Raw genomic sequence first — 25,669 nt, forward strand, 5'->3', positions numbered from 1 at the left:
ATGTCGAGACTCAGCACGCTGACCGCCGCACTCACCGCCGTAGCCCTGGCCGCGCTGCCCGCGTCTCTCCCGGTCCTCGCGCACGCCGACCCCGGGCACTACGCGCCGACCATGTTGATCCTCGACGCCTCCGGCTCGATGGAGCGCCCCGATCAGGGCGGCACCATGATGGATTCCGCCAAGCGGGCCGTCCGTAGTTTCGTCGCCTCGGCGCCTGCCGAATCCTCGGTCGGTCTCACCACTTACGGCACCGGCACCACCAATTCCGAGCCGGACAAGGCGGCGGGCTGCCGCGACGTGCAGGTGCTGCAGCAGCCCAGCACCATCGACAAGCCCGCCCTCACCGCCGCCGTCGACGGTATCCAGGCGCGGGGCTGGACTCCGATGGGCGTCGCGCTGCGCCAGGCCGCCGACGCGCTGCCCGATTCCGGGCCGCGTTCGATCGTGCTCGTCTCCGACGGTGACGACACCTGTTCACCGCCGGACCCGTGCGAGGTCGCCAGGGAGTTGAAGCAGCAGGGCCTCGACCTGATCGTGCACTCGATCGGGTTCGCCGTCGACGACAAGGCACGCGCCCAGCTCACCTGCATGGCACAGGCCACCGGCGGCACCTACAGCGATGCCGCCGACGGCGCGGCGCTGGAACGCATTCTGCCGCGGGTCAGTTCGGCCGCCCTGCGCAATTACCAGGCCTCCGGCACGCCTATCACCGGCACCGACGAATACCGGACCGCCCCGGTCGCGAAGCCCGGCCAGTACCTCGACACCATCGGCCAGCAGCAGAAGCGGTTCTACGCGGTCGACATGCCCGCGGGCGCCACCGCCTACTTCACCGGGATCGTCTCGTTCCCCCGGGCGAAGGGCGTTTCCACGACCGAGGACATGAACGCGCTGGAACTGCGGGTCTACGGCCGCGACGGAGTGGACTGCCATATCCGCGAGCGTGAACTCGAGACCAGAGCCAGCGACGGTGTGGCGCTCACCGTCGCGACAGCTTTCGAGGGAGCGACCGAGGAACCCACCAGCGCTGATTCGGCGAAGTGCAAGGGTGCGGGTCGCTACTACTTCGAGCTGAACTGGGATCTGGTGGCCAAGGGCTCGCCCGCGCGACTGCCCTTGGAAGTACTCGTCGGCGTCGAACCCGGGGTCACCGATCCCGGACCGGCCGCGGTGAGTACCCCGGTCACCTTCACCGACCCGGCCGGGCCCGCGCAACCGGTGAGCGGTGCGGGCTCGTTCACGGCCGCCACCACCTTGCCCGGCAGCGGCAACTTCACCGACACCCTGCAGTCGGGTGAGTACGTCTTCTATCGCGTGCGGCTCGACTGGGGACAGGGACTGGCCTACCGCGTGCGGTTCGCCGAGACCGGCGGCGCGAGCAGTACCGCCGCGTCGAATGTGGAAACCACCCTGTACTCGCCGCTCGGTCGCGAAATCGACTCCGACACCGCCGCGTACACCGGCAGGTCGAGCGCCGAACTCACGCTGGCTTCGGTGCCGGTGCGATACGCCAATCGGGAAGAGTCCGACGCGCAAGTCAAGCGGGAGTCGGTGGCCGGCTGGCACTACGTCGCCGTCAAACTCGGCATCCCCATGGGCGCGGACGCGATGCCGCCGACTCCGGTGCAGCTCGACGTCACCGTGTCGGGCACGGCCGAACCCGGGCCGACCTACGTCGGCGTCAGCGCGCAGGCGGCGCAAGAACAGCCTGTCGCCGTGAGCAGTCCGGCCACAGTCGCCCGGCCGTGGGCCATGTATGTCCTGATCGGGGCGGGAGTGGCGCTGGTCGTCGGCATCGGTGTCGCGATCTTGGTCGTCGCCCGTCGACGCGACTGATTCCGGCTCCGCCGACACCCGAATGCGCGGTGTCGGCGGGTTCCGCGGCGGTGACCCACCTGCTACGTTAGTCTCAAAATGAGACTAGTTCTCCGTAGCCAAGGGAGCCGCGCGATGGCGCAGACCGACCACGACAGCGATTTCGCCACCCTGCGGCGGTTGGCCGACGAACGCTGGACCTGCCGCCAGTTCGCCCCGGAACAGGTCGACCGCGCGACCATCGAACAGCTGCTGACCCTCGCGCAGCGCACCCCTTCGTGGTGCAACACCCAGCCGTGGCAGGTCGTGGTCACCACCGGCGAGGGCACCGACCGGTTCCGCAAGGAACTCCTCGACCACATCCAAACCGTCGGCACCGCACCAGATTTCGAATTTCCCGCCGCTTACGAGGGCATCTACCGCGACCGTCGCCGCACCTGCGGTTTCCAGCTCTACGACAGCGTCGGCATCGTCAAGGGCGACCACGAGAAGACCATGCGCCAGATGGTGCGCAACTTCGAGTTCTTCGGCGCCCCGCACGTCGCCATCGTCACCTCCGAAGCCGACCTCGGCATCTACGGCGCCATCGACTGCGGCCTCTGGCTCGAGAACTTCCTGCTCGGCGCCCAGGCCCTCGGCCTCGGTGCCGCCCCCCAGGCGGCCCTGGCCTCCTACGCCCCCTTCATCCGCGAGTACTTCGCCATCCCCGACACCCGCAAGGTCGTCTTCGGCATCTCCTTCGGACACCCCGACCACGACCACCCCATCAACACCTTCCGCACCGCCCGCGCGCCCCTGGAGGACCAGATCACCTGGCATACGTCCTGAGTCAGGCGGGACGTGCGGCCGAGGTCATTCCGGGACCGGCTTCCAGCTCGATATCGCGAGCAGTGACCTCCAGGTCGCACTTGTCGCACGTCAGATGCGCGTGCGCTTCACCCGTGCAGCCGCGATGCCGGTATTCCACCGGCGGCCCGTCCGGCGCCATGTAGGTGTCGCCCCAGTCGCGGATCGCCATCAGGATCGGATAGATGGCATGGCCCTTCTCGGTGAGGCGGTACTCCTCGTAGGCACCGTCCTCGGCCGGGCGTTTCACCAGGATCTCATGCTCGATCAGGCGCTCGAGGCGATCGTGCAACCGGCTGCGTGAGATGCCGAGCGCGCTCTGGAACGCATTGAACCGGCGCACTCCGGCGAAGCTGTACTTCAGAATCAGCAAGGTCCAGCGATCACCGAAGATCACCAGCGGCCGCGTGATCGAGCACGGGACATCTGCGAGTTCTTCATAGCGCACCCTGCCATTATGCGCGGTAACCCCCGTCGCTGGTTCGAACCAGCGACGGGGGTTACCGGAGAACGGGTCAGATCACAGCGGGATGTTCTTGTGGTGGCTCTTGCGTGCCGGCGCCGATGCGAGGGCCGCGGCGATGATGCTGCGGGTCTTGGCGGGGTCGATGACCTCGTCGACTACGCCGATGGCTACGGCGCGTTCGACGCCGCCTGCGAGCTGCTCGTGTTCGGCGGTGAGGCGCTCGTGGAGGGCTTCGCGCTCGGACTCCGGGGCGGCGGCCAGTGCCTTCTTGTGGAGGATGCCGACGGCGGCCTTGGCGCCCATGACGGCCACTTCGGAGCCGGGCCAGGCGTAGACGGCGGTGGCGCCGAGGGAACGGGCGTTCATGGCGATGTAGGCGCCGCCGTAGATCTTGCGGGTCACCAGGGTGACGCGGGGAACGCGGGCTTCGGCGAAGGCGTGCAACAGCTTCGCGCCGCGGCGGACCACGCCCTCGAGTTCCTGGCCGACGCCGGGCAGATAGCCGGGGACGTCGGTGACCACGACCAGCGGGATACCGAAGGCGTCGCACAGACGCACGAAACGTGAAGCCTTCTCGGCACTTTCGGAGTTGAGGCAGCCGCCGAGGCGCAGCGGGTTGTTGGCGAGGACGCCGACGGTGCGACCGCCGAGACGGCCGAGGCCGGTGACCATGCTGCGGGCGTAACCACCCTGGAGTTCCTCGAAGGAGGATTCGCCGTCGACGTTGTCGAGCAGCTCGTGCACGATCGGCTTCACGTCGTAGGCGCGCTTGGCCGACTCCGGCAGCATCGCCTTGAGGTCGACGTCGCCGTGCTCGGCCGCGATCAGGTCGAAGTCACCCTGCTCGGCGAACATCGACACCAGCCGACGCGCGCGGTGCATGGCATCGGCCTCGTCATCGGCGGCGATGTGGCAGACGCCGGACTTCTTGAAGTGTGTGGTGGGACCACCGAGGGTCTCCATGTCGACGTTCTCGCCGGTCACCGAGCGCACCACGTCGGGTCCGGTGACGAACACGCGGCCCTCGGGCGCCATGATGACCACGTCGGTCAGCGCGGGACCGTAAGCGGCGCCACCGGCGGCGAAGCCGAGCACCACCGAGATCTGGGGCACGAGACCGGACGCGCGAACCATGGCCTCGAAGACCAGGCCTACCGCGTGCAGCGCCTCGACACCCTCGGCCAGGCGCGCGCCACCGGAGTGCCACAGCCCGACGACGGGAATGCCGGATTCGATCGCGGTGTCGATCGCGTCGACGATGTGCTTGCAGCCCTCCACACCCATCGCGCCGCCCATGACGGTCGCGTCGGAGCAGTAGGCCACGGTGCGGACCCCGTCGACCTCGCCGATCGCGGCGAGCACGCCGGAGCGGTCGCGCGGATGCAGCGGCAGGACGGTGCCGGGGTCGAAGAAACGTTGGAGCCGACCCAGTGGGTCGCGCGGATCGGTGGTGGTGTCTTGAAACGCGGGAGCAATGATGGTCATCGCGCTCACTCCTTCGAAAGAGATTGCCGCTGCGGCGGCTGCTGTGGCGAACCGCCGGTGGGGGTCGAACCATTCAGTTGGCACGACCCCCACCGGGGATCGGAATGCAGTCGGCGGCTTATGCCCGACCGAAGGCGAGCGCGACGTTGTGCCCACCGAAACCGAAGGAATTGTTGATCGCGTACTCGATTTCCTGGCGACGGGCTTCCCCGTGCACCACATCGAGATCGATCTCCGGATCCTGGTTGTCCAGGTTCAGTGTCGGCGGAACGATGCCGTCCCGGATAGCGAGCACCGTGAGGATCGACTCGAGGGCGCCGACGGCGCCGATCGAGTGACCGAGTGCCGACTTCGGCGCGTACACCGAAGCGTGCTTGCCGATCGCCTTGTAGATCGCGTTCGCTTCGGCGGAGTCGCCGATGGGCGTCGCGGTCGCGTGGGCGTTGATGTGGGTGATGTCGCTCTTGGTCAGACCAGCGGTCTGCATCGCACGCGTCATCGCCCTGGCCGCACCGGTGCCCTCGGGATCGGGAGCGACCAGGTGGAAACCGTCGGAAGTGATACCGGCACCCAGCAGACGAGCGTGGATGGTGGCACCGCGAGCCTTGGCGTGCTCTTCGGTCTCGATGACCATGAGCGCGCCGGCCTCACCGAAGACGAAACCGTCGCGATCCTTGTCGAAGGGACGCGAAGCACCCTTGGGATCGTCGTTGCGGGTACTCATCGCACGCATCATGGAGAACGCCGCGATCGGCACCGAGTCGATGAAGCCCTCGACGCCACCGGTGACGACGATGTCGGCGTCACCCATCACGATCATCCGCCACGCGTTGGCGATGGCCTCCGAACCCGACGAGCACGCCGAGACCGGAGTGACCACTCCCGCCCTGGCCTTCAGCTCGAGACCGACGACCGCCGACGGACCGTTCGGCATGACCATCTGAACAGCCAGCGGCGAGATCTTGCGATAGCCACCGTTCTTCAGCTTGTCGACCGAGTCGATCAGGGCGTCGCCGCCGCCGAGTCCGGTGCCGATCGCGACGCCGAGACGGTCGTTGTCGACCTCAGGGCTGCCCGCGTTCTTCCACACCTCACGACCGAGGACGGTCGCCAGGCGCTCGACATACGCCATGCGGCGGATCTCGACCCGGCTCAACAGGGTGTCGGGGCTGACCTTCAGGTGACCGCCGATTCGCACCGGCAGGTCGTATTCCTCGATGAAGGAATCCTCGAGAACGTCGATTCCGCTCTCACCGTTGAGGAGTCCCTTCCACGTCGCATCGACATCACCTGCGATCGACGTGGTCGCCGCCATCGACGTGACGACGACGTTGGGGAAGTTCCCGTTCAAAGTACTGGGAGCAGGAGTGGTCAAAGTTCGGCCCTACTCGCCGGCGCTGTCGAACTTGGCCTTGAGCTCGGCGGCGACGTCGGCGTTCTCGGCCTCGAGCTTCTGGACGTAAGCGACGGAATCGCCGACGGTCTTCAGGCTGGCCAGATCCTCGTCGGGGATCTTGACGCCGTACTTGTCTTCCATCTGCACAGCGATCTCGACCATGGACAGCGAGTCGATGTCCAGGTCGTCGACGAAGGACTTCTCGAGGGTCACCTCGGAGGGTTCGATACCCGTAACCTCTTCGATGATCTTGCCGAGTTCTTCGACGATCTGTTCCTGGGTCAGAGCGGCCACTTTGGTGGCTCCCTTCTTGTTGCTATTTGTAGGGTTCGTGAACGGCCTGCACTTCGCTGTGCACGACCGCCGGGGGGAAAGCTAGCCCGAGGTGGTCAGTTCGACCAACGCGGGGAGGTCTTCGGGGGTCTTGAGGGCCAGATTGGGCGTGCCCTTCAGTTCCCGCTTGGCGATGCCGACCAGCGTGCCCGCGGGCGGCAACTCGACCACGGCCGAGACGGCCGCGGCGCGGATGGTCTCGTTGCACAGGTCCCAGCGCACGGGGCGAGTGACCTGAGCGGCGAGCTTTTCGATCGCGTCGGCGCCCGAGGTGACCGGTTGTCCGTCGAAGTTCGACAGCAGCGTCCGGATCGGGTCGCTAGGCGAGATCTGGGCGATGGCATCGGCGACAGCTTCCTGCGCCGGGGCCATGAAGACGGTGTGGAACGCACCGGCGACGGGCAACGCGCGGACCCGTGCCTTCTCCGGCGGGTTCGCGGCGAGCTCCGCCAGAGCTTCCAGGCTGCCCGCTGCCACGATCTGGCCTACCGCGTTGCGGTTGGCCGGGACGAGATCGAGTTCGGCGAGCCGTGCGAGCACGGTGGCTTCGTCACCACCGAGCACCGCGGACATACCGGTCGGCTCCAGCGCACAGGCCTTGGCCATCTCCCGGCCGCGGATGGCGGCGAGGGCGACTGCCTCGTCGGCGGTGATGACACCGGCGACAGCGGCCGCGGCGAATTCACCGACGGAGTGTCCGGCGACGACTGTATCCGCCGGAATCGACCCGGGGGCGATTTCGGCGAACGCGAGCAGTGCGGCGGCGACCACGAGCGGCTGCGTCACCGCGGTGTCGACGATCTCCTCGGCCGTCGCGGTGGTGCCGAGACGGACCAGGTCGAGGCCCGCGGCCTTCGACCAGAGCTCGAGGCGATCAGTCGCACCGGGAAGTGCGAGCCACGGCGTGAGCATGCCGGGTGTCTGGGACCCCTGTCCAGGGGTAAGCAACGCGATCACCCCCTAAGACAACACTGTGACCCCCACCGCATGAGATGTCGGCGCGAATGAAGGTTTCGGATCGCTTTTGTAGGGGTCCCACAAAATCCGAGGTGGGGTGTCGGGATCGACCGTTTCCCCGATCCCGTTACAGGGGGTCCTTGGCCATTGGGATGGGTGGGGTTTCTGTGACTGGGGGTGACGATTCGTTATGCGTTCGTGTCAAACGGCCCACTGTTGCTGCAATTCGGAGCACATACGCGTCCCGGGGATTCATCGGATCACGGCCGGTGACTTCGCCGATTCGCTTGAGTCGGTACCGGACGGTATTTGGATGGACGTACAGCTGCCGAGCGCAAGTTTCTACTGCTCCGCCACAATCCAGGTACGCGTCGAGTGTGTCGGATAACGAAGATCCGGCAGCGGCCAACGGGAGCACAAGATACTCGTTCAACGCCTCTATCGCAGCTCTATCGCCCAGCAACGCGCGTTCGGGCAACAACTCCGTGGCGTGAACGGGCCTTGGCGCCCCGCGCCAGCCGACAACGGCCTCCATTCCCGCCAATGCCTCGATCGCCGACGCGTGCGCGGCGCCGAGGGTGCGCATCGTGGGGCCGATCACCACCGGACCGTCGGAGAACACCTCGGCCAGCAGATCGGTGAGGAACGGCGAGCCGATGCCCGACTCCCCCAGGTGCCCGCTGACCACCATCACCAGGCGCGCGCCCTGCACCACCGCCAGCGCGGCCCTGCCGTGTTTGGTCGCGATGGTGTGCACGGCGCCGACCGTCGACACGCCCTGGTCCAGCGGCGGTGTGCCGACCAGCACCGTGGCGGGCGCGGTGGCGTCCCAGTTCAACGTGGCGGCCCGCGAAAGCATGTCCGGACCCGTGTCGCCACGGACCACCGCGTCGACCACCAGGGCCTCCAGGCGGGTATCCCAGGCGCCACGCGACTCGGCGGCGCTGGCGTACACCGAGGCGGCCGCGAAGCCGAGCTCACGCCCGTATCGCAGCACCGCCTCGGTGAGCGCCACCAGCTGACGATCGTTGCGCGCCAGCGCGGGCAGCCACTGTTCGAAGAAGTCCATGGCCACCCGCACCATGTCCACGGTCTGGCGCAGCGTGAGCCGCCGCGCCAGATCCTGCGGAATCACCTGGAACGCGTCCAGGCTGAAGCGGATATCGGAATCGGGATCCTGCAACCACTCCAGGAAGTTCACGACCGCCGTCTGCACCAGCATCTGCACGCCCGCTCGCTGCGCGGCGTCCAGATCGGCGAAGAACGGCAGCCGATCCTGCATCGACCCCACCGCCTCGGTGGACAGCCGGCCCGAGAACTGCTTGACCCGCTTGAGCAGCGTGTCGGGCAGCGGATCACGGGTCTGCCGGTTCGGGGACAGAGCCCCCGTCGGCAGATAGACCTCGTGTTCGCTGGTGCCCTCGGTGATCCGACGGGGCCGCGGCGGTTTGCGCTCCACAGTCCAATAGTCCGCTACGCGAGTTCCTCTGCCGCGTCCGCACTCGGCTTCGGCGCGGCGGACACGCTGTCGATGCCGTATTTCGCGGCCGCTTCCACCGCCTTGGCCTTGTCGAACGTGCCGTCCTTGACCAGGCCCTCCAGCACCGCGACCACGATCGACTGCGCGTCGACGTTGAACACCCGGCGCGCGGCCGTGCGGGTGTCGGAGAAGCCGAACCCGTCGGTGCCGAGGGTGATGTAGTCGCCGGGCACCCACTGCCGGATCTGATCGGCCACCGCGCGCATCCAGTCCGTCGCGGCGACCACCGGTCCCCGCGCTGCCGAGAGCGCCTGGGTGACATACGGCGAGCCCGAATCCGCGTCGGGGTGCTTGAGCGCCGCGATCTCCTTGTCGAGCGCCTCCCGGCGAAGCTCGCCGAACGAGGTCACCGACCACACATCCGCGGCCACACCCCACTCCTGCGCCAGGATCTCCTGTGCGCGCAGCCCGTCGGGCACGGTCACGCCGGAGACGAGGATCTGGGCACGAACCTCGCCCTCACCACCGTCCTGGTACAGGTACAGCCCCTTGAGCAGACCCGCCACGTCGAGATCGTCGGGCTCGGCCGGCTGCTGGTAGGGCTCGTTGTACAGGGTGATGTAGTAGAAGATGTTCTCCCCGCCGAACGTGCCGACAGCGGACACCTCGGTACCGGGCAGCTGACTGGCCGGGGCCTCGCCGCCGCCGTACATCCGGCGCAGACCATCGCGCACGATGTGCGCGATCTCGAACGAGAACGCCGGGTCATAGGTCACCACAGCGGGATTCGACGAGGCCAGCAGCAGCGACTGCCCGTCGTTGTGCTGCAGACCCTCACCGGTGAGGGTGGTGCGGCCCGCGGTGGCGCCGAGGACGAATCCGCGCGCGAGCTGGTCGGCCGCGGCCCAGAAGCTGTCGCCGGTGCGCTGGAACCCGAACATCGAATAGAAGATGTAGAGCGGGATCATCGGCTCGCCGTGGGTGGCGTAGGAGGTGGCGACCGCGGTGAACGAGGCGGTGGAACCGGCTTCGTTGATGCCCTCGTGCAGGATCTGGCCGACCGCGCTCTCCTTGTAGGCGAGCATCAGTTCCGCGTCGACCGAGGTGTAGAGCTGGCCGTTGCGGTTGTAGATCTTCAGCGTCGGGAACCACGAGTCCATGCCGAAGGTGCGGGCCTCGTCGGGGATGATCGGCACGATGCGCTTGCCGATCTCCTTGTCGCGCAACAGTTCCTTGACCAGGCGCACCAGGGCCATGGTGGTGGCGACCTTCTGCTTGCCCGAACCCTTGCGCACCGAGCGGTAGGCCTCGTCGCCCGGTAGCTTCAGCGGCTCGGCGGGCGAGCGTCGCTCCGGCACGAAACCGCCGAGCGACTTGCGCCGGGCCAGCATGTACTCGATGGCCGGATCGTTCATGCCGGGGTGGTAGTACGGCGGCAGGTACGGGTCCTTCTCCAGCTCGGCATCGCTGATCGGGATCCGCTGCAGATCGCGGAAGTCCTTGAGGTCCTGCAGCGCCAGCTTCTTCATCTGATGGGTGGCGTTGCGGCCCTCGAAGTGCTTGCCGAGGGTGTAGCCCTTGATCGTCTTGGCCAGGATCACCGTCGGCTGGCCCTTGTGCGCCATCGCCGCCGAGTACGCCGCGTAGACCTTGCGGTAGTCGTGGCCGCCGCGCTTGAGATTCCAGATCTCGCTGTCGGACATGTTCTGCACCAGCGCCTTCGTGCGCGGGTCGCGGCCGAAGAAGTGGTCGCGCACGTACGCGCCGTCGTTGGCCTTGTAGGTCTGGTAATCACCGTCGGGGGTGGAGTTCATCAGGTTCACCAGCGCGCCGTCGCGGTCGGCGCCGAGCAGCGCGTCCCACTCGCGACCCCAGACCACCTTGATCACGTTCCAACCCGCGCCGCGGAAGAACGACTCCAGTTCCTGGATGATCTTGCCGTTGCCGCGCACCGGGCCGTCGAGCCGCTGCAGGTTGCAGTTGATCACGAAGGTGAGGTTGTCGAGCGCCTCGTTGGCGGCCACCTGGATCAGGCCGCGCGATTCGGGCTCGTCCATCTCGCCGTCGCCGAGAAAGGCCCAGACGTGCTGGTCGGAGGTGTCCTTGATGCCGCGATCGGTGAGGTAGTGGTTGAACCTGGCCTGGTAGATCGCGTTCATCGGGCCGAGGCCCATCGACACCGTCGGGAATTCCCAGAAGTCCGGCATCAGCCGCGGATGCGGGTAGGACGGCAGGCCCTTGCCCAGGCCGCCGTGGCTGTATTCCTGACGGAATCCGTCGAGCCGGTCCGTGCTGAGGCGGCCCTCGAGGAAACCACGCGCGTAGATGCCGGGCGAGGCGTGGCCCTGGATGTAGACGTGGTCGCCGCCGCCGGGGTGATCCTTGCCGCGGAAGAAGTGGTTGAAACCCACCTCGTAGAGCGCCGCCGACGACGCGTAGGTCGAAATATGGCCGCCGACACCGATGCCGGGGCGCTGCGCGCGATGCACCATGATCGCGGCGTTCCACCGGATCCAGGCGCGGAAGCGGCGCTCGACTTCCTCGTCACCGGGGAACCACGGCTCGTTCTCGGTGGGAATCGTATTGACGTAATCGGTGGAGGTGAGCGCCGGAATCGAGACACGGCGTTCGCCGGCGCGCTCGAGCAAGCGCAACATCAGGTACCGGGCGCGGCCGGGGCCTTCGCGGTCGAGCATGTCATCGAAGGATTCCAGCCATTCGCTGGTCTCCTCGGGATCGATATCCGGTAGATACGACGCCACTCCTTCGCGGATGACCCGTACCCGTTCACCGGTGGGTTTGGTGGTGGATTCACCGCCCGCGGCGGAGGTCGCTACTGGATCGTTGGAAGCTGCAGAGTGGATCAGGTCGGTCAAATCTGCTCCTCGTGATGGGGGCTGAACTGCTTGGTCGGCGTCGCTATCCCCGGGCCTGCCCGCTTGGTGTGCGGACCACCCGTTACGAAAGGTTCGGGTGCACTCCCATCCTTACCGAAACGGCTGCCCAGGTCATCACCTGAGCGGGAATACCATTAGGTAGGTTCTGCGGGGAGTACGAGTCGCGCAGGTGAGTGAGAGGGAACGCCGAACGATGAGGGTGCTGCACGCGCGTCGGCTGGGGCTGATCTGCGCCTTTGTCGCCGTGACCGCGGGGTCGGTGATAGCCGGTTGTGCCGAGCAGATCCCCGGCACACCGACGACCGACGCGGCCGAAGTGGCCGCCTACAAAACCGCGGCCGCCGCGTCGTCCTCGGCAGCCGCGTCCTCGCGCGCCGCGGCGGCGCGAGAGCGGGCGATCACCGACAACTGCGGGCAGTTCGCCACCACCACCGGCGCCGGCGTCACCGCCTACAACGACTTCGTCTCCGCGCACGACGCCAACGCCCCCGACTACGCCGTCAAGCGCGAGTCCGCGGCTACCACCCTCGACAACGCGGCGACCAAGGTCGAGTCGGGCATCGTCACCGCGGCGGGCGCCTTGCCGACCGAATTGGCCGACAAGTTCACCGCCTACGTCGTCGCGGCGCGCGAGCTGGCCGTGCAGACCAGAAAGATGACCTACAACTCACCTGTCGGCAAGCTCAACGAGGCCAGTCGCGCCATCAACCAGGCTCGAACCGCAGTCCACGACGCCTGTTGAGACGGTCGATTTTGCCCTGCCGACACGCGGCATACGGTCCCAATTCATCCGATCAGCTTGCGCTGCGGCCGATAACCATGTTCGCTTGCACCTATCTTACTGTCGGAAGTTTAGGGAGGACACCACCGTGGTCGCCGCGGCGGACGCGCAGAACTACGCTCAGAAGCTTGGCATTTCTCACGGCTTGGTTGTTCAGGAATTGGGCTGGGACGAGGACACCGACGACGCATTGCGCGCCGAGATCGAGGAGGTCAGCGGCGGCGAAATGGTCGACGAAGACTCCGATGAGGTCGTCGACGCCGTCCTGCTGTGGTGGCGAGAAGGTGACGGCGATCTGGCCGACGAGCTGATGGATGCCATCAGCCCGCTGGCAGATGAAGGCTTCATCTGGGTCCTCACCCCCAAAACCGGTCAACAAGGCCATGTCGATCCGAGCGAGATCGCCGAAGCCGCACCCACGGCCGGCCTGACCCAGACATCGACCATCAGCCTCGGCAGTTGGACGGCCTCACGGCTCGTTCAGCCGAAGGCACCGTCCAAACAGCGCTGAATCCGCCGTTCGCTAGGGTCTCAGTTGGGCTCGCGAGCCCGGCTGGGACCCGACACGACGGAGGATTCGTAGTATGCCGCTAGAGGTTGGCACTCTCGCGCCGGATTTCACGCTCAAGGACCAGAACAACCAGCCCGTCACCCTGTCGGACTATCGCGGCAAGAAGAACGTGCTGCTGGTGTTCTATCCACTCGCTTTCACCGGCATCTGCCAGGGCGAGCTGTGCAAGGTCCGGGACGAGCTGCCCAAGTTCCAGAACGACGACGCCGAGATCATCGCGATCTCCGTCGGCCCTCCACCCACCCACAAGATCTGGGCCGCGGAACAGGGCTACCTGTTCCCCCTGCTGTCGGACTTCTGGCCGCACGGCGCCGTCACCCAGTCCTACGACGTCTTCAACGAGAAATCCGGCTACCCCAACCGCGGAACCTTCGTTGTCGACAAGTCCGGCTACATCACTTTCGCGGAAATGAACGGTCCCGGACAAGCCCGTGACCAGGCGGCTTGGGAGAAAGCCCTCGCCGCGCTAGATTCATAACCCGACACCGCCGGTACTCCCCGGCGGTGCCAGGGCGTATAGCTCAGCGGTAGAGCACTGGTTTTACACACCAGCGGTCGGGGGTTCGATCCCCTCTGCGCCCACCTACGAAACAGCAGGCACTGTTCCCGCCGCCCGTCTCCACTCCCCCGATATCACTTTGTCCGGTGATCGCCGCTCAGCGTGCGAGCACCTTCGTCGAGGCACGGCCGCTATTCGGCGAAGCTGGCTCCGGCGGCGGTGACGCGGACTACCGCAAGGAATCGGCAGCACGGGCGCCGACCGAGACACAGTCATCGGAGCAGCGCCGCGAGCACAGGTCGCCCGGTGGGTTCCACACAAGCCCGCGCCGCCCCGCGCTCCTACCTCACCACCTGGATCGCACCGGCTCCGCGTGCGCCGCACACGTGAGCGAGGTGGTCACGATCCGCTGGTTCGTCCGGTGCAGCGCCGCGACGTACTGCTCCTCGATCCGCTCGACGATCGTGCTCACCGGTTCGATCGCGCGGATGGGCTGGAGCCCCTGGCCGGCCGCCCACACGTCCTTCCATCGCTTCATCGATTCCGCACCGGCGGTGTAGTTCTTCTCCCCGGTCGGCGGTGTCAGGTTGTCCGGGTCGAGGCCGCAAGCGACGAGGCTGGGCGCGAGCCAGGAGGCGGGGGTGCCGGTGATCGCGGAGCTGATCACGAGGTCGTCGGGACCGTGGTCGACGACCATCTGCTTGTACCCGTCCACGGCCATGCTCTCCTCGGCCGCCAGGAACCGGGTACCCATGTAGACCAGGTCGGCGCCCGCCGTGATCGCCCCCGCGACACCGTGCCCGTCACTGATGCCGCCCCCGATGATGATCATTCCGTCGAAGAACTCACGCACGGCGGAGGTGAACGCGAAGGGCGACAGGTGGCCGGTGTGCCCGCCCGCGCCCGCCGACACGCAGGCCATGCCGTCCACGCCCGCGGCGGCGGCCTTGCGCGCCAGGCGCAGGTTCACCACGTCGGCGATCACCGTGCCGCCGTATCCCTTGACGATGTCCATCACGGGTTTCGGGGACCCGAGGGCGGTGATGACGATCTGCGGCTGATATTCGGCGATGAGGCGCAGATCGTCCCCGAGGCGGGCATTGCTGCTGTGGGTGATCACGTTCGCCGCCCACGGCGCGACCTGGCGCCCGGTGGCCTCCGCCGCGCGGAGCTGATCGGTGATCGATCCCATCCAGGTGTCGAGGTCGGTCGCGGTGCGGCAATTCTGCGTCGGGAAAGAACCGACGATGCCTGCGGTGCAGGCGGCGGTGACGAGCTCCGGGCCGGACACCAGGAACATCGGTGCCGCGACGACGGGCAGGCGCAGGGTGGACAGGAACGAGTCGGTCATGGTGTTTCCTCTGTCGGGTGTCGGTGTAAGTGCTTGTGTGCGTTCACGATGCGGCTCGGACGAGGGCGTCGAGCAGTTCGGCGGCCGCCGCCCGATCGACCTTTCCCAGCGCGGTCAACGGGAGACGGTCGACGCGGTGGGCGGACTTGGGGCGTTTGTAGTCGGGGAGTCGCGTGCGGCTCTGGGCCAGCACGACGCTGTCCTCGACAGTCGTGTCGGCCGAGGTGTACGCGGCGACGATGCGTTGCCCCCACACCTCGTCCGGCAGTCCGACGACGACGACATCGTCGACCCCGGGGATCGCGGAGATCGCCTCCTCCACCTCGCGGGGATAGACGTTGTACCCGCCGGTGATGATCATGTCCTTGCTGCGGCCGGTCAGGTGGATGTAGCCGTCGGGGTCCCGGTAGCCGAGGTCGCCCGAGTACAGGCGTCCGTCGACGTGGCTCTTGCCGAGATCCGTGCGCGTGCCCGCATTGTGATAGCCGGGGCTGACGGCGGGACCCGCGACGACGAGCTCGCCGATCTCCCCGTCGGGGACGGTGCCGCCGAGCGCGTGGAACGCGATGGCCGCCGCCGGGCAGACGCGCCCCACCGAACCGAGCAGATCGGCGTTCCCGAGCACGCCACGGCGGTGGTCCGCCGCGGTCAGCACGGTCAGGGGCGGGATCGCCTCGACCATTCCGTAGTACTGGACGAGATTCGGCGTGATGCGGCGATACGCCTGCCGGATGTGCTCGACCGGCATCGGGGCGCCCGCGTACGCGAGCATGCGCAGGCGGTGCAGCGCCGACAGCCGGTCGTCGTCGAAGTCCAGCAGCCGGGCGATGACCGTGGGCACCAGCGCGGTGTGGGTCGCGGCGTGGGTGGCGACGGCGTCGATCAGGCCCGCCGGGTTGATGTGGTCGAGCAGCACCTGACGCCCGCCGGCCTCGAGGAAAGGCAGCACGAACAGCCCGCTGGTGTGGATGACAGGGCCTGCGTGCAGGAACACCGCGGGCTCGGCGCCGTCGAGGGTGCCTGCGAGCACCTGGTCGCGCATCGCGCCCAGTGAAGCCAGCCGGTTCGCGTGGGTCCGCTGGGCGCCCTTCGGTACTCCGGTCGTCCCGGACGAATAGTGCAGCGCGCACAGCGAATCCGGCGCCGGCGTGGGCATCGCGGCGTGGCCCACGGCACCGGCCGCCAACTCGTCGAGCGACGGACCGGTCGACGACGTCGCGCCGACGGTGATCACGGTCGATGTGGTCGCCCGGGCGGCGAACTCGGCCGCGCCGTCGATCCGGGGGTCGACGATCAACGCGTCCGGCACGCAGTCCGCGGCGACGCGTTCCCAGTCCACCGGGCCCACGCGCGGATTGAGCGAGACCCGGACGAAACCGCCGATCGCCAGCGCGAGATCGACCTCGACCGCCGCGGTGCAGTTACCGAGCAGAACCACGACCCGGCTTCCCGCCGCGAGACCCAGGCCCAGCAGGCCCCCGGCCATGGCGTGTACCCGGTCGGACAGTTCGGTGAACGTTCGAGTGTCGCGGCTGTCCTCGATCGCGATCGTGGGCCCGTACCGATCGGCCGCGAGACGAACCACGTCGGCTATGGACATGAGATCCCTTTCATTCGCTACAGTTATTGAAGTAGACAACGGCGGGCGCGTTTCCGCAAGGGCCACGCAACCGACCGAACACCAGAGGAGACCCATGACCCGACGCCTTTCCCCCACCGACCGACGCGCGCCGTGGGTGATCGATGCGGTCCGCACGCCGTTCGGCGCAGTCCGCGGCGCGCTCGCCCACATCCGCGCCGACGATTTGGCCGCGCTGCCGATCGCCGACCTGGTCCGCAGGCATCCCACTCTCGATCCGAGCCGCATCGATGACGTCGTCTGGGGAAATGCCAACGGCGCGGGCGAGGACAACCGCAACGTGGCCCGGATGGCTGTGCTGCTCGCGGGACTCCCGCACACGATTCCGGGCGTGTCGGTCAACCGGCTGTGCGGATCCGGCGCCGAAGCGGTGTTGTCCGCGGTCAGACGGGTCGCGGTCGGTGACGCCGAGATCGCGATCGCGGGCGGTTCGGAGAGCATGAGCCGCGCACCGTACGTGCTCCCGCCGGTGGACACCGCGTTTCCGCGATCGATGGAACTGATCTCCACCACCGTCGGGTGGCGCATGCCGAACCCCCGTTTCCCGACGGCCTGGGTCGAGACGCTCGGCAGGTCAGCGGAGTTGGTGGCCGAGGAACTGGGCGTCGGCCGCGCAGAGCAGGACGCATGGGCGCTGCGGTCCCATGAGCTGGCTGGGCGGGCATGGACCGACCGCGTCCACGACGGCTTCGTCGTGCCACACCCGAACCTCGACCGCGACGAATCGATCCGCGAGCCCGACGCGGCGACCCTGGCTGCCCTACGCCCGGCCTTCTCCAGCGGTGGCAGCGTCACCGCCGGGAATTCGTCTCCGATCAGCGACGGAGCGGTCGCTGCCCTGGTGGGCACCGGAGCCGTCGCCGACGAACTCGGTGTCGAACCACTCGGCCGGGTGCTGGCCTCTGCGGTCGTCGGCGCCGAGCCCGACAGGTTCGCGCTGGCGCCGGTGGCCGCCATCTCGAAAGCGCTGGACCGCGCGGGTCTCGAGCTCGCCGATGTTCGAGTACTCGAGCTCAACGAGGCGTTCGCCGCGATGGTGCTGTCGTGCCTGCGTGAACTTCCCGGCATCCCGATCGATCGGATCAACCCGTTCGGCGGCGCCATCGCCCTGGGTCATCCGCTCGGCGCATCGGCGGCGCGGATGCTGGTCGATTGCCTGCGTCATCTCCGCAGGCTCGGCGGCGGCATCGGGGTCGCGGCGGCCTGCATCGGTGTGGGACAGGGCATCGCTATTGTGTTGGAGGCCTGAAGAAGCGAGCGCCGGAATGCGATCGTCGCAGGTACTACGGAGAGGTGGGTGAGGTGACCGAATCCGGTACCGCCGCACCTCCGAGCCCGGTCGCCCAGACGATCGACCTGCTCGGCGACCGGCTGACCCTTGCCATCCTGCGCGAGGCCTTCGTCGATCACGTGCGCCGCTTCAGCCAGTGGATCGACCGCACCGGCGCTCCGCCCGCCATGCTGACGGCGCGACTGAACGCGCTGGTCGAGGCCGGCCTGATGGAGCGAAGGCCGCAGACCGACGGCGGCGACCGTCACGACTACATGCTCACCGAACTCGGGCTGGCGACCTGGGAGATCCTGGCCAGCGTGTGGGCGTGGCAGCGCGAATGGTCCCCGGAAGGGCTGCTGCAACCCGAGCTGGTGCACATCGATTGCGGCCATCGGGGACCACCGGCGATGGCCTGCGCGCACTGCGACGGCACCGTCGGCGCCCGGGACGCGCGGCTGGAACTGGACCGCGATTCGCTGGTCCTCGTCGCACACAGCGGGCGACGGCGGTCGACCCGCAATGCCCCGTCGGTGAGCCGGGCCGACCTGCAGTTCACCGAGGTCATGGAGGCGATCGGCGATCGCTGGAGCGCCATGGTCACGGGCTTGGCGCTGTCGGGGGTGCGCCGCTTCGGCGAGTTCCAGTCGATCCTGAGCATCTCGCCGACGACCCTCACCGAGCGGCTGGGACGGCTGTCCGAGGTGCAGATACTCACCCGCAGCGACGGCGGTGGCGGGCGCGAATACGTGCTGACCCCACGCGGCCGTGGACTGTTCCCGATCTTCGCCTTCCTGATCTCGTGGACGCAGATCGCACATCCCGACGCGCTCCCGCTCGGTCCGAGACTCCGCCACCCCGAATGTGGTTCCTGGCTGCTCCCCGCGCTGCGCTGCCGCGGATGCGACGCCCGGCTGGATCGCACCTCCGTGCACTTCGAGCCCTTCCCGTTCGGCGCTCAGCTCCCGCGCTAGCCGACAAACCCTCCCCCTTCGAGCGGTTCGACCTCGTCGGCCGTTGACAATTCACGCTGTGTCCTGGTTCACTTCAATAACAGTAGTTATTCCGAGTGAGCGGACACACGCCCCGTCCTCCGATGACTGACTGATCTCGGCACAACTGTTGACACAGGAACGAGCGCCCATGTTCTTCGATTCCCACCTCGAACTGCTGCAGGCAGCGGCAGAGGCCAACCGCACCCGCACCGCGTGGACCGGGTACGCGCCCATCGCCCCGCCCGACGCCGCGCGAGCCGACGCCCTACTCGGCGCCTACGACGGCGCCACCCTGTCGCTGTCGTCGCCCACCCGCTCGGTGATCACCGCCGACGAGGTCTCCCCGTACACCGGGAAGTCGCTCAATGTCAGCTACAGCGCGCCGTCGGTGGACGAGGCGCTCGTGGGCGCGGCGGCCGCCGCCACCGCCCTGCGCGACGCCGGCGTCGAACGCCGGCTCGGCGTGTGCCTGGAGGCGCTGCACCGGATCCACCAGCGTGGCCAGGAGTTCGCGGCGGTCACCGCGCACACCACCGGGCAGAGCCTGGCCATGGCGTGCAGCGGAAGCGGGACCAACGCCCTCGACCGCGGCCTGGAAGCCGTGGCGACGGCCTGGTCGGCCATGACCCGGGTGCCCGGACAGGTGACCTGGCAGCAGCGATTCGGCAAGTCGGAGGTGACCCTGCGCAAGCGTTTCCGGGTCCGCCCGCTCGGCACCGCACTCGTCGTCGCCTGCGCCTCGTTCCCCGCCTGGAACGCCTATCCGGCGATTCTGGCCAACCTCGCGACGGGCAATCCGGTGCTGGTCAAGCCGCACCCCCGCTCGATCCTGGCGACCGCGCTCGCGGTGAGCGTGCTGCGCGAGGTACTGGTCGAGGCGCAGTTGCCCGCCGACGCCGTTCAGCTGGTCGTGGACACCGCCGACGCCCCCGTCGCTGGGCAGCTGGCCACCAGTCCCGAAGTGCGGATCGTCGACTTCACCGGCAGTCCCACGTTCGGATCGTGGCTGGAACGCAACGTCCCGAACGCCCTGGTGTTCACCGAGACCGCGGGCGTCAACACCGTCGTCCTCGATTCCGTTGCCGACCTGTCGGCGGCCATGCGCACGCTCGCCGGCGGTCTCTCGCTCTTCAGCGGCCAGATGTGCACCACGCCGCAGAACTTCTACATCCCGGACGCGGGCGTGCGCACCGACGACGGCGTGATCGCCCGGGACGACGTCATCGCCGCGCTCCTGTCGGCGATCGACGACCTGGCCGGTGCACCTCGCCGCGCCGGTGCGGTCTGCGGCGCGCTCCAGTCCGACGCGACGCTGCACTCGATCACCGCGCTCGCCGACGCGGCCGAGGCGAATGGAACCCTGCTCCGCAAGCCGGTGCCATACGCGCATCCCGACTACCCCCAGGCCCGGGCGGTGACGCCGCTGGTCATCCGGGTCGACCCCCGTCGGGGCGAGACGCTTCCCGAGGGCGAGCAGTTCGGTCCGGTCGCGTTCCTGGTCGACTGTGCCGACACCGCGTCGGCGGTGGCGCACGCGACCGCGAGCGTCCGCAACCACGGCGCGATCAGCTCCTACCTCTACTGCACCGACGACGCCGTCATCGACGAGGTGGCCGACGCGTACGCCGATGCCGGGGCCTCCCTGTCGGCGAATCTGGTGTCCTCGATGCCCATGCAGTTCGCGGCCGCCTACAGCGACTACCACGTCACCGGCCTCAACCCGGCGGGCAACGCGACCCTCACCGACGAGTCCTTCATCGCCGGGCGATTCCGCATCGTCCAGGATCGCCGCCAGGTCGAGGGGGAATGACCATGTCCCAGTTCACTTCCGGGGTCTACATCTACGACGCGGTCCGCACGCCGAAGGCCCGGGTCCGGCGTCAGGGCGGCACGTTCGCCGATGTCCCCGCCCACGAACTCCTCGCCCAGTTGCTGACCGCCCTGCAGGAACGCGGACTCCCCGCCGACACGGTCGACGATGTCATCGTCGGCACCAGCACGGCCGTCGGAGAACAGGGCGGCAACGTCGCCCGCGCCGGGCTGCTCTGGGCGGGCTGGCCGGACCAGGTCGGCGCCGGGGTGGTCTCGCGACTGTGCTGCTCGGGGCTGGAAGCGATCGAGTCCGCTGCGGCCAAGGTGGCTTCCGGCATCGCCGATGTCGTCCTCGCCGGTGGCGTCGAATCGATGTCGCGGGTACCGATGCTGTCCGACCGGCCTGCCTTCGTCGGCGACGAGGAGCTCGGCGATCGCACCGGCTACGTGACCATCGGGGTCTCCGCTGATCTCCTTGCAGCCCAATACGGTTTGACCCGAACCGATCTCGACGCCTACGCGGTGACCTCGCACCAGCGTGCCGCCGCGGCCCCGCTGTCGGAGTCGGTGATTGCGGTCCGCTCGGGCGGCACCACGATCCTCGAATCGGACGAGGGACCCCGACCGCAGGTCAGCCTCGAATCCCTCGGCGAACTCGCTCCCCTCTTCGGGGAGGATCCGTCGTGGAGCAGGGTGGCGATGCGGCTGCCCGCCGTCGGTCGGCCGGAGGGCGGGCTGCACACCGCAGCCACCGCTCCGCAGATGGCCGACGGTGCGGCGATGGCGGTCTTCGGGTCCGCCGCCGCGCGCGACCGAATCGGCCGGGAGCCGATCGGCGAAGTGGTGGGCGTAGCCCAGGTCGCCGTGCGCTCGCCGCTGCTGACGGCACCGGTCGCCGCCGCGCGGCGTGCACTCGAGAAGGCGGGAATCACCGCGGACCAACTCGACGTGATCGAGGCGAACGAATCCTTCGCCGCGTCCGTCCTGGTGATGACCCGGGAACTGGGGCTCGATCCGACCGCGGTGAACCCGCTCGGCGGATCGCTCGCCACCGGCCACCCACTGGGCGCGGGCGGTGGCGCACTGCTCGTCAACGCCCTGGACCAGCTCGCCCGCATCGACGGCGAGTACGCCCTCGTGACCATCCCGGCAGCGCTCGGGCTCGGTGCCGCCGTCGTCGTGCGCCGACTCCGTTGACCCTCCACCCCGAACCTCTCGCACCGAAGGACGCCATGCACGCCAACTCGGACGGCAACGCCGCCAACCGCTTACGCCCGTGCCATCCCGATCACCGAGTCCAGGACTACCTCGAACACCAGTGGTGGTCGCCACTGACCGTGCTGGACCTCCTCGACGACCAGGTCCGTCGCCGCGGGGATGCCCCGGCGGTGACCGATCCGACGAACCTGCCCGCGCTGTGCGGGATCGAGCCGACGGCACTGACCTGGCGCGAACTCGCCGCCCGCGTCGACGACCTCGCCGCCACGCTGCACGAGTCCGGTGTCGGTCCCGGCGATGTCGTCGCGGTGCTGATGCCCAACTCCGTCGCCCTGATCGCGACCTACTTCGCGCTGTGGCGCCTCGGCGCGATCGCGGCCCCCATGCCCGCCTCGTATCGACGGCACGAACTCACGCGGATCGTCGAATCCGCCTCGGCCGTCGCGGTGGTCACCGTCAACAGTCTCGGTGACCGAACACCGTCCGAGGAAGCGCTCAGCCTGATCGGCGAACTGCCCTCGCTGCGTTCGGTGTTCACCTTCGGCCCACCGGCGTCGAACGGCGGCTTGCCGCTGGACGCGGCCCCCGCCACCGGCGAATCGGTCGATGCCGTGCGTCGCGCCTACACCGCGCTGCCCCGCTCGGTGAACGACTGCATCACCATCTGCTGGACCAGCGGTACCGAGGCCGCGCCCAAGGGCGTGCCCCGCTGCCACGGCGACTGGATCGCGGTCGGGCAGGCGGTGCAGGACGGTCTGGAGACCGACGAGGCGTCGGTCATGCTCAACCCGTTCCCGGTGGTCAACATGGCCGGGTTCGCGACATCGCTGCTGCCGTGGCTGCTCGGCGGTGGCCACCTGGTGCTGCACCACCCGCTGGACATGGCCGTGTATCTCGATCAGCTCCAGCGCTATCGCGTCACCCACACGAGCATGCCGCCCGCGATCCTCACCATGCTGCTGCAACGAGAAGACCTGCGGGCCGCCCACGACCTGTCCGCGCTCCGCCGGGTGGGGTCGGGCGGCGCTCCGCTGCCCCCCGGCGTGGTGCGCGACTGGCAGTACTCGCTGGGCGTCGAGGTGCTCAATTTCTTCGGCTCGAACGAAGGCGTGTGCCTGCTCGGCGCACCGTCGGACACACCGGACCCGATGATCCGCGCCGAGTACCTGCCGAACTACGGTGCGCCGGACAGGTCCTGGGTCACCACCGTGGCCGAGCGCACCTCGGTGCGCCTGGTGGATCTGGCGACCGGCAGGCAGGTCACCGCCGTCGGCGGGCGCGGCGAACTGCGCCTGAAGGGACCGACGATCTTCGCCGGCTATCTCGAGGGAACAGCGGCGTCGAGCCCGTTCGACGACGACGGATACCTCTGCAGCGGAGACATCTTCGAGCTGTGCGGGGACAACGGCGAGTACCTCAGGTTCGTCGACCGCAGCAAGGAGATCATCATCCGGGGCGGAATGAACATCGCTCCGGCCGAGATCGAGGGAATCCTGATCGACCATCCCGCGGTCGCCGACGTGGCGATCGTCGGCTACCACGACGACGTTCTCGGCGAGAAGTGCTGTGCGGTCGTCGTTCCCGCCACCGGAGACGGGGTCGCACTCGAGGACCTGGTGAACTTCCTGCGCGCGAAGGAGGTGGCCTCGTTCAAGTTGCCGGAGCGGATCGTCACGGTCGACGAGCTGCCCCGCAACCCGATCGGAAAGCTGCAGCGGCGCGACATCCGCAGCGCGATCGAGCAGGCAGGCTGACGTGGGATCGCCAGATGGTGCCGACGCACCGGTGGGCCGACCACGCGAGACGCCGACCGGGTCCGACCGGCCCATCGCCGATGAGCTGACGGCGATGCTCGACGGGCGGTTCCCGGGCCTGGTCGGGATGCGCATCCTCGCGGCCTCGGCATCGGCGGTCACCGGCGACCTGCGGGTGCGCGAGGAGTTGCTGGCGCCGAACGGATACCTGCACGCGGCCACCGTCGTGGCTTTGGCCGACACGGTGTGCGGTGTCGGCGCGCGGCTGGCGCTGCCTTCCGAGGCGGCCGGATTCACCACACTCGAACTCAAGACCAACTATCTCGGCACCGCACGGTCGGGGACGGTCACCGTCGACGCGACGCTCGTCCATGGTGGCCGGCGCACCCAGGTCTGGGACGCCACCGTCCGCGACGACGCCGGGCGGGCGATCGCGCTCTTCCGCTGCACCCAGATGGTGCTCTACCCGACGGCGCCGCAACAACATTCGCACTCCCGAAGAGAACTCTGCAATACCGAAACGGAGCAGGCATGACTTCCACCCAACCCCGCGCGAACGGCGAGCCCATCGCCGTCGCTCGCCCGGTCGAGGCCACCGACGACAATCCGTACACCCTCGGAGTGTTCGCGCCCGTCCACGACGAACTCACCCTGGACGACCTCACGGTCATCGGTGAGATCCCCAAGGACCTCAACGGCGTGTACCTGCGCAACGGCCCGAACCGGCAGTTCGAGGCGCCGGGCCGCTATCACATGTTCGACGGCGACGGCATGATTCACGCCGCGCACTTCGAGAACGGGAAGGTGCGGTACCGCAATCGGTACGTCCGGACCAAGGCCTTCCACGACGAGTCCGAGGCGGGCCGCGCCCTGTGGACCGGACTCATGGAGAACCCCGAGGGCAATCCGTGGGGCAACGGACACGGCCTCGGGATCAAGGATTCCGCCAACACCGACGTGATCTACCATCGCGGCGAGGTCCTGGCGACCTGGTACCTGTGCGGAACGCCCTACAGCGTGGATCCGCTGTCGCTGGAAACCCTCGGCGCACAAGACTTCCTCGGCACCTTCGCGGGCGACATGATGGCCCACCCGAAGGTCGACGAGGCCACCGGCGAACTGATCTGGTTCGACTACGGCCCCGACCAGGACTTCCTGCGCTACGGCATCATCGGCGCCGACGGTCGTCAGACGCACCTCACGCAGATCGATCTGCCGGGTCCGCGCCTTCCGCACGACATCGGGATCACCGACAACTACTCGATCCTCATGGACCTTCCGCTGGTGCAGGATCACGATGCGCGCCGGGCAGGCAAGTACCGGATCTTCTACGATCAGGAACTTCCCGCCCGGTTCGCCGTCATTCCCCGGCACGGACAGGGCAGTGAGGTGCGCTGGTTCGAGGTGAAGCCCTGCTACATCTACCACGTAGTCAATGCGTGGGAAGCGGGCGAGGAGATCATCATGGACGTGTGCCGGGTGAAGAACCCTCAGCACCAGACGACGTTCGCCTCGCCGCTGTCGAACATGCTCGCGTACATGCGCCTCGATGCCCAGCTCTACCGGTACCGCTTCAACCTGCGCACCGGCGCCACCATCGAGACCGAACTCGACAACGCCAATATCGAATTCCCCAGCGTGGATTCGCGGGTCATGGGCCGCCCGCACCGGTACTCCTACAGCATGAGCCTCGGCAATGAGCCGACCCTGCTCTTCGACGGCCTCGTGCGCTTCGATTCGCAGACCGGCGCCAAGGAAGAACACAAGTTCGGTGCCGGACGTTGGGGTTCGGAGGCGCCCTTCGCTGCGCGCGACGGATCCACCGGCGAGACCGACGGCTACCTGGTCTGCTTCGTCAACGACGAGGCCGAGGACAAGGGCGAGATCAACATCTTCGACGCCGAGGACATCGCGGCGGGACCGATCGCGCGGGTGCTGCTGCCGCGCCGGGTGCCCTCCGGCTTCCATGCCACCTGGGTCCGCGCCGATCAGCTCACCGAGGCCCGCGCGTAGCGCGACGAGGATGAATCGAAAGTCTCCTGGTGCGAGGCGGTCCGAAACCGCTTCGCCCAGGAGACTTTCGTCGTTGGCGGCTAGGCCGGCG

The 25,669-nt window shown here is 68.1% G+C and carries 21 protein-coding genes and 1 tRNA gene; 13 read left to right on the forward strand and 9 right to left on the reverse strand.

What is annotated here, in order from left to right:
* Together ASD42_RS25250 and ASD42_RS25255 are read left to right on the forward strand one after the other, a co-directional pair.
* Entirely contained in the window at window positions 1-1,836 is a 1,836-nt protein-coding gene (locus tag ASD42_RS25250) for a vWA domain-containing protein (RefSeq protein ID WP_056821148.1), read from the forward strand.
* Between the two features lie 114 nt (window positions 1,837-1,950).
* Complete coding sequence (locus ASD42_RS25255) at window positions 1,951-2,643, forward strand: nitroreductase (protein ID WP_056821150.1); 693 nt, start codon at window positions 1,951-1,953, stop codon at window positions 2,641-2,643.
* Between the two features lies 1 nt (window position 2,644).
* Here the strand turns inward: ASD42_RS25255 and ASD42_RS25260 are convergent, their stop codons facing one another.
* The 7 genes from ASD42_RS25260 to aceE all read right to left on the reverse strand — a co-directional run bounded on the left by ASD42_RS25260 (window position 2,645) and on the right by aceE (window position 11,654).
* Window positions 2,645-3,109, reverse strand: coding sequence for a winged helix-turn-helix transcriptional regulator (locus ASD42_RS25260; protein WP_056821152.1), 465 nt, complete (start codon window positions 3,107-3,109; stop codon window positions 2,645-2,647).
* 72 nt (window positions 3,110-3,181) lie between these two features.
* Entirely contained in the window at window positions 3,182-4,612 is a 1,431-nt protein-coding gene (locus tag ASD42_RS25265; protein ID WP_056821154.1) for an acyl-CoA carboxylase subunit beta, read from the reverse strand.
* 118 nt (window positions 4,613-4,730) lie between these two features.
* A complete protein-coding gene (locus tag ASD42_RS25270; RefSeq protein ID WP_056821156.1) occupies window positions 4,731-5,987 on the reverse strand; it encodes a KasA/KasB family beta-ketoacyl-ACP synthase in 1,257 nt (418 codons plus the stop codon).
* A gap of 9 nt (window positions 5,988-5,996) precedes the next feature.
* On the reverse strand, window positions 5,997-6,302 hold the full coding sequence (acpM, locus tag ASD42_RS25275) for a meromycolate extension acyl carrier protein AcpM (protein ID WP_056821158.1): 306 nt from the start codon (window positions 6,300-6,302) through the stop codon (window positions 5,997-5,999).
* Window positions 6,303-6,383: 81 nt separating this feature from the next.
* Window positions 6,384-7,298 carry an ACP S-malonyltransferase gene (locus ASD42_RS25280; RefSeq protein ID WP_056821160.1) on the reverse strand — a complete coding sequence of 305 codons (915 nt, stop codon included), beginning with the start codon at window positions 7,296-7,298 and terminating at the stop codon, window positions 6,384-6,386.
* A 127-nt stretch (window positions 7,299-7,425) separates the two neighbouring features.
* Window positions 7,426-8,727 (reverse strand): PucR family transcriptional regulator, encoded by a 1,302-nt coding sequence (locus tag ASD42_RS25285; RefSeq protein ID WP_174551937.1) that lies wholly within the window; start codon window positions 8,725-8,727, stop codon window positions 7,426-7,428.
* 44 nt (window positions 8,728-8,771) lie between these two features.
* Window positions 8,772-11,654 (reverse strand): pyruvate dehydrogenase (acetyl-transferring), homodimeric type, encoded by a 2,883-nt coding sequence (gene aceE / locus ASD42_RS25290; RefSeq protein ID WP_056821164.1) that lies wholly within the window; start codon window positions 11,652-11,654, stop codon window positions 8,772-8,774.
* A gap of 214 nt (window positions 11,655-11,868) precedes the next feature.
* Here aceE and ASD42_RS25295 point away from each other — a divergent pair, with 214 nt between their 5' ends.
* The 4 genes from ASD42_RS25295 (at window position 11,869) to ASD42_RS25310 (ending at window position 13,609) form a co-directional block, all read left to right on the forward strand.
* Complete coding sequence (locus tag ASD42_RS25295) at window positions 11,869-12,417, forward strand: hypothetical protein (protein WP_056821167.1); 549 nt, start codon at window positions 11,869-11,871, stop codon at window positions 12,415-12,417.
* 127 nt (window positions 12,418-12,544) lie between these two features.
* The gene (locus tag ASD42_RS25300) at window positions 12,545-12,967 is read left to right on the forward strand and encodes a DUF3052 domain-containing protein (protein ID WP_056821168.1); all 423 of its coding nucleotides are present in this window, start codon (window positions 12,545-12,547) and stop codon (window positions 12,965-12,967) included.
* 73 nt (window positions 12,968-13,040) lie between these two features.
* Entirely contained in the window at window positions 13,041-13,505 is a 465-nt protein-coding gene (locus ASD42_RS25305) for a peroxiredoxin (RefSeq protein ID WP_056821170.1), read from the forward strand.
* A 32-nt stretch (window positions 13,506-13,537) separates the two neighbouring features.
* A tRNA-Val gene (locus ASD42_RS25310) sits at window positions 13,538-13,609 on the forward strand.
* Window positions 13,610-13,872: 263 nt separating this feature from the next.
* Here ASD42_RS25310 and ASD42_RS25315 read toward each other — a convergent pair.
* Together ASD42_RS25315 and ASD42_RS25320 are read right to left on the reverse strand one after the other, a co-directional pair.
* Window positions 13,873-14,877, reverse strand: coding sequence for an NAD(P)H-dependent flavin oxidoreductase (locus ASD42_RS25315; RefSeq protein ID WP_056821173.1), 1,005 nt, complete (start codon window positions 14,875-14,877; stop codon window positions 13,873-13,875).
* 43 nt (window positions 14,878-14,920) lie between these two features.
* Window positions 14,921-16,477 (reverse strand): class I adenylate-forming enzyme family protein, encoded by a 1,557-nt coding sequence (locus ASD42_RS25320; protein ID WP_056821176.1) that lies wholly within the window; start codon window positions 16,475-16,477, stop codon window positions 14,921-14,923.
* Between the two features lie 94 nt (window positions 16,478-16,571).
* Between ASD42_RS25320 and ASD42_RS25325 the strand changes: the two genes are divergently transcribed.
* The 7 genes from ASD42_RS25325 (at window position 16,572) to ASD42_RS25355 (ending at window position 25,578) form a co-directional block, all read left to right on the forward strand.
* A complete protein-coding gene (locus ASD42_RS25325; protein ID WP_056821178.1) occupies window positions 16,572-17,765 on the forward strand; it encodes a thiolase family protein in 1,194 nt (397 codons plus the stop codon).
* A gap of 53 nt (window positions 17,766-17,818) precedes the next feature.
* Window positions 17,819-18,760 carry a winged helix-turn-helix transcriptional regulator gene (locus ASD42_RS25330; RefSeq protein WP_056821793.1) on the forward strand — a complete coding sequence of 314 codons (942 nt, stop codon included), beginning with the start codon at window positions 17,819-17,821 and terminating at the stop codon, window positions 18,758-18,760.
* Between the two features lie 169 nt (window positions 18,761-18,929).
* Window positions 18,930-20,591, forward strand: coding sequence for an aldehyde dehydrogenase family protein (locus ASD42_RS25335; protein ID WP_056821180.1), 1,662 nt, complete (start codon window positions 18,930-18,932; stop codon window positions 20,589-20,591).
* Window positions 20,592-20,593: 2 nt separating this feature from the next.
* Entirely contained in the window at window positions 20,594-21,790 is a 1,197-nt protein-coding gene (locus tag ASD42_RS25340; RefSeq protein WP_056821182.1) for a thiolase family protein, read from the forward strand.
* A gap of 35 nt (window positions 21,791-21,825) precedes the next feature.
* Window positions 21,826-23,565: a class I adenylate-forming enzyme family protein gene (locus tag ASD42_RS25345; RefSeq protein WP_056821183.1), complete on the forward strand. Its 1,740-nt coding sequence runs from the start codon at window positions 21,826-21,828 to the stop codon at window positions 23,563-23,565.
* Window position 23,566: 1 nt separating this feature from the next.
* On the forward strand, window positions 23,567-24,100 hold the full coding sequence (locus ASD42_RS25350; RefSeq protein ID WP_235569821.1) for a PaaI family thioesterase: 534 nt from the start codon (window positions 23,567-23,569) through the stop codon (window positions 24,098-24,100).
* Window positions 24,097-25,578: a carotenoid oxygenase family protein gene (locus ASD42_RS25355; protein ID WP_056821185.1), complete on the forward strand. Its 1,482-nt coding sequence runs from the start codon at window positions 24,097-24,099 to the stop codon at window positions 25,576-25,578. The genes ASD42_RS25350 and ASD42_RS25355 overlap by 4 nt, the downstream gene beginning before the upstream one ends.
* Window positions 25,579-25,669: the final 91 nt, after the last annotated feature.

Source organism: Nocardia sp. Root136 (genome assembly GCF_001427185.1).
GTDB classification, from domain to species: domain Bacteria; phylum Actinomycetota; class Actinomycetes; order Mycobacteriales; family Mycobacteriaceae; genus Nocardia; species Nocardia salmonicida.

Coding starts and splice junctions, on each gene's coding strand:
- ASD42_RS25250 (WP_056821148.1), top strand. CDS start 1: ATGTCGAGACTCAGCACGCTGACCGCCGCACTCACCGCCGTAGCCCTG.
- ASD42_RS25335 (WP_056821180.1), top strand. CDS start 18,930: ATGTTCTTCGATTCCCACCTCGAACTGCTGCAGGCAGCGGCAGAGGCC.
- ASD42_RS25345 (WP_056821183.1), top strand. CDS start 21,826: ATGCACGCCAACTCGGACGGCAACGCCGCCAACCGCTTACGCCCGTGC.
- ASD42_RS25325 (WP_056821178.1), top strand. CDS start 16,572: ATGACCCGACGCCTTTCCCCCACCGACCGACGCGCGCCGTGGGTGATC.
- ASD42_RS25315 (WP_056821173.1), bottom strand. CDS start 14,877: ATGACCGACTCGTTCCTGTCCACCCTGCGCCTGCCCGTCGTCGCGGCA.
- ASD42_RS25340 (WP_056821182.1), top strand. CDS start 20,594: ATGTCCCAGTTCACTTCCGGGGTCTACATCTACGACGCGGTCCGCACG.
- ASD42_RS25320 (WP_056821176.1), bottom strand. CDS start 16,477: ATGTCCATAGCCGACGTGGTTCGTCTCGCGGCCGATCGGTACGGGCCC.
- ASD42_RS25265 (WP_056821154.1), bottom strand. CDS start 4,612: ATGACCATCATTGCTCCCGCGTTTCAAGACACCACCACCGATCCGCGC.
- ASD42_RS25295 (WP_056821167.1), top strand. CDS start 11,869: ATGAGGGTGCTGCACGCGCGTCGGCTGGGGCTGATCTGCGCCTTTGTC.
- ASD42_RS25355 (WP_056821185.1), top strand. CDS start 24,097: ATGACTTCCACCCAACCCCGCGCGAACGGCGAGCCCATCGCCGTCGCT.
- ASD42_RS25305 (WP_056821170.1), top strand. CDS start 13,041: ATGCCGCTAGAGGTTGGCACTCTCGCGCCGGATTTCACGCTCAAGGAC.
- ASD42_RS25255 (WP_056821150.1), top strand. CDS start 1,951: ATGGCGCAGACCGACCACGACAGCGATTTCGCCACCCTGCGGCGGTTG.